The sequence below is a fragment of the Aeromonas sp. QDB30 genome, from assembly GCF_027707645.1.
Taxonomy (GTDB): Bacteria; Pseudomonadota; Gammaproteobacteria; order Enterobacterales; family Aeromonadaceae; genus Aeromonas; species Aeromonas caviae.
Window position 1 is genome coordinate 1 of the sequence record NZ_JAPCIY010000146.1, and the last position, 2,771, is coordinate 2,771.

Sequence of the window (2,771 nt, forward strand, 5' to 3'; positions counted from 1 at the left end):
GGCATATGGATTTAGGGACTCAGAATACTTTTTTCTGAAAATCAAGGCGGCCTTCCCCGGAAAGCCGCGATGAACCACAAAAAACCCGCCGAAGCGGGTTTTTTCAATTCTTGCTGAGGCCCTTGCCCAAAGAGGGGAAGGTGCTCCGGCTTGAATTACTGCGGAACGACGTTCGCAGCAGCCGGGCCTTTCTGGCCTTGCTCGATGGTGAACTCAACGCGCTGACCTTCTTCCAGGGTTTTGAAACCGTTGGACTGGATGGCGGAGAAGTGAACGAACACGTCTTTGCTGCCGTCAGCCGGGGAGATGAAACCGAAGCCTTTCTCGGCGTTGAAGAATTTTACGGTACCAGTCATTTTGGACATGATAATTTCCTTGAGTAGTGATTAGTGAAACGCCACCGGAGCGGCAATCCATGATTTTTCGTCAGAAATACGTATGGGGAGCACTAAAGAAGGAGAATTATCTGGCAAGAATTATCGGGGATAACTGCCTGCACAAATCACTGCTTTAAGATGACTGCCTAACATAATCAGGTCTGAACTACCGAACCATCGAAAACGATTAGAACACGCACACCCTGTCATGGCAATCTTTATCTTGGTATTCGTTTCAGTCAGTGATGGCTGGATCGGGGTTTTATCCGGGTGTGCATCAGCTGGCAGGGGCCTCCTGCTGCCCTTTTCAGGGGGATGACATGACGCTCTGCCAGCCCCCTTTTTTGCAGCAGCGTCATCTGCGAGCATTCATGCTGCCGTTACCGTCTGCCACGGTATTTGTTGCTGACGGAATCGGACCAGTTGAAGGTGTCGGGCAGTACTTGGGCACTGGCTCGCTCCTTGGCTTTCTCCCGCGCCAGTGCGGATGCCGCCTTGGCGGCCTGGGCGCGATCGGCGGCGATCTTCTGGCGTCCTGCTTCGCGGATCTTGTTGCGCTCCCCGTTGGTCAGGGTGTGATCGGCATTGGCCTGGGCCTTTTGCACCAGCAGGGCAATCTCGGCTTTCTCGGCCTCGGTCAGATCCTTCATTTCCAGCTTCTTCATGACGCGCTCCTGCGATCGTTGAATGCCCACCCTAACACACATCCATCGGGGACAGGCTGACCATCCGTTTCCGGATGCCAAAAGTGTCGCCCGGTCGTCATTTCCGGGGGGGATCACGCCACGAGGCGCCTGGTAGACAGGCGCTGCCGATAGGCTGGATCCCGGCGGAAGATTGGGAGTATGCTGAGGCCAGTGCGATCCCCGATCGTCACTGTTGGCGTACTGAAATCCACGATTCGGCTGACATGCTGGAACACCCGTTCCAACTGTCCAGGTAACCTTTTTGGAGTCTGATGATGAGCAACAAAGAACAGCATCACGGCAAAGATGCCAAGAAAAAACCGCAGATGTCACTGAAAGAGAAACGCGAAGCCAAACGTCAGAAAGCAGAGCTGAAAAACGGCAGCGCGATGAAGTAACGCTCCATCTACTGCGGCTCCCCGGAGCCGGTATCAAGCCAGTCCATCATGGGCTGGCTTTTTTGTCTCCGGCAGTAGAGGTGGTGCCATAGGCGGCAAAGATCCGCTCATAGCGCCCGTCCGCCTTCATCTTGGCGAGCTGTCTGTCGAACCATTGCCGGTGGCCCGCCTCGCGAAAGGCGAAGTGGTAGTGAGTCGGGGGGAAGAGGTCGTGCTGTCTGACCCTGTTCTTGGGATAGCGGTCGCCCTCCTGGTCATCCCCGAGCAACTGCGCCAGATAGTAGTAGAACACCCGCTGTTCCAGGATCACGGCATCGGTGCGCCCGAGCAGCAGCCGCTGTACCTGTCCCTCCTGCCTCGCCACCTCTTCATAACGGGGATTCTGGTCGACGATGTCGGAGAAGGTCGTTCCCAGGATCTGTCGTGCACGCTGGAAGGCACTGACTCGCAGGGTCTGCAAATCCTTCATGGTGTGGACTGCCGTCGGCGCCAGGGTGAAGACCCGGTTGTGGAAGGTGATCACCGGCTGTGAGAGGTAGGCGCTTTCCAGCATGCCGGGTTTGACGTTGATGATGGCGTCCAGCTTGCCTTCCTCCAGCATCCTGAAGGTGCGCTCCAGGGGAAGATAGACGACCTGCAGCTCATGGGGGCTGCCTGCGAAGGCCTCTCGCATGAGATCGAGTTCAATGCCCCTGTCTTCGTGGCTGATGACATAGGGAGGAATGGCAAAGCTGACTCCCACCCGCAGCGGCTCCGCAGCAAGGTGGCCGCCGAACATCAGCAGGGCGAGGCACAGCAGACGGCTCAAGTGGTTCATGCAGGTTCCCGAAGGGAGAAATCGTCTCGATGATAGCCACAAGCCTGGACGAAGGGGACGTAAAGCGGGGGAAAGTGGCAGCAACATGGTCGTCGGGGGAGGTGAATGCGTCAGAAACAGGTAAAAAAAGGCCCTGATGAATCAGGGCCTGCCGCAGGGGATCAGAACGGTAATACATGTAAAAAAATCACTTTCGATGAGTGAGTGAGTGAGGTTATCAGGTTTTTTTTCTTTAATTTCAATGGATTGGTGAGATGTGTTCATGTTGTTCCTGGCTGCTTAAATGACAAACTGTGGTTTAGTGTAAGAATAGGCATGAAGATACCAAGATTAAGAAGTCTTTTCTGACACTTTTCAGTATTGACCTTATTGGCGAGATTTATACTGGCTATCTGGCTATCTGGCTTGATTGTGTTCATCCTTGGCATTTCCCCGAAAGGAGCCGCGTAACACCTTGCCATCAAAGGCAATGATGGGTTTGCCCTGATGAGTG

The 2,771-nt window shown here is 54.6% G+C and carries 4 protein-coding genes; 1 reads left to right on the plus strand and 3 read right to left on the minus strand.

What is annotated here, in order from left to right; translation table 11 throughout:
• Positions 1 to 155: 155 nt before the first annotated feature.
• Together cspE and yjbD are read right to left on the minus strand one after the other, a co-directional pair.
• Positions 156 to 365, minus strand: coding sequence for a transcription antiterminator/RNA stability regulator CspE (gene cspE / locus PG896_RS20675; protein WP_010675897.1), 210 nt, complete (start codon positions 363 to 365; stop codon positions 156 to 158).
• 392 nt (positions 366 to 757) lie between these two features.
• Positions 758 to 1,042, minus strand: a complete 285-nt coding sequence (gene yjbD, locus PG896_RS20680) for a DUF3811 domain-containing protein (RefSeq protein ID WP_042879473.1) — start codon at positions 1,040 to 1,042, stop codon at positions 758 to 760.
• A gap of 296 nt (positions 1,043 to 1,338) precedes the next feature.
• On the opposite strand from yjbD, the gene PG896_RS20685 reads away from it, so the two are divergent.
• Positions 1,339 to 1,461 (plus strand): hypothetical protein, encoded by a 123-nt coding sequence (locus PG896_RS20685; RefSeq protein WP_010675895.1) that lies wholly within the window; start codon positions 1,339 to 1,341, stop codon positions 1,459 to 1,461.
• A 46-nt stretch (positions 1,462 to 1,507) separates the two neighbouring features.
• On the opposite strand, the gene PG896_RS20690 is transcribed toward PG896_RS20685, so the two are convergent.
• Positions 1,508 to 2,278, minus strand: coding sequence for a substrate-binding periplasmic protein (locus PG896_RS20690; protein WP_201872506.1), 771 nt, complete (start codon positions 2,276 to 2,278; stop codon positions 1,508 to 1,510).
• Between the last annotated feature and the right edge of the window lie 493 nt (positions 2,279 to 2,771).

Bases quoted from the DNA above. Each gene is read 5' to 3' on its own strand.
- PG896_RS20690 (WP_201872506.1), bottom strand. From the start codon at position 2,278: ATGAACCACTTGAGCCGTCTGCTGTGCCTCGCCCTGCTGATGTTCGGC.
- PG896_RS20685 (WP_010675895.1), top strand. From the start codon at position 1,339: ATGAGCAACAAAGAACAGCATCACGGCAAAGATGCCAAGAAAAAACCG.
- cspE (WP_010675897.1), bottom strand. From the start codon at position 365: ATGTCCAAAATGACTGGTACCGTAAAATTCTTCAACGCCGAGAAAGGC.
- yjbD (WP_042879473.1), bottom strand. From the start codon at position 1,042: ATGAAGAAGCTGGAAATGAAGGATCTGACCGAGGCCGAGAAAGCCGAG.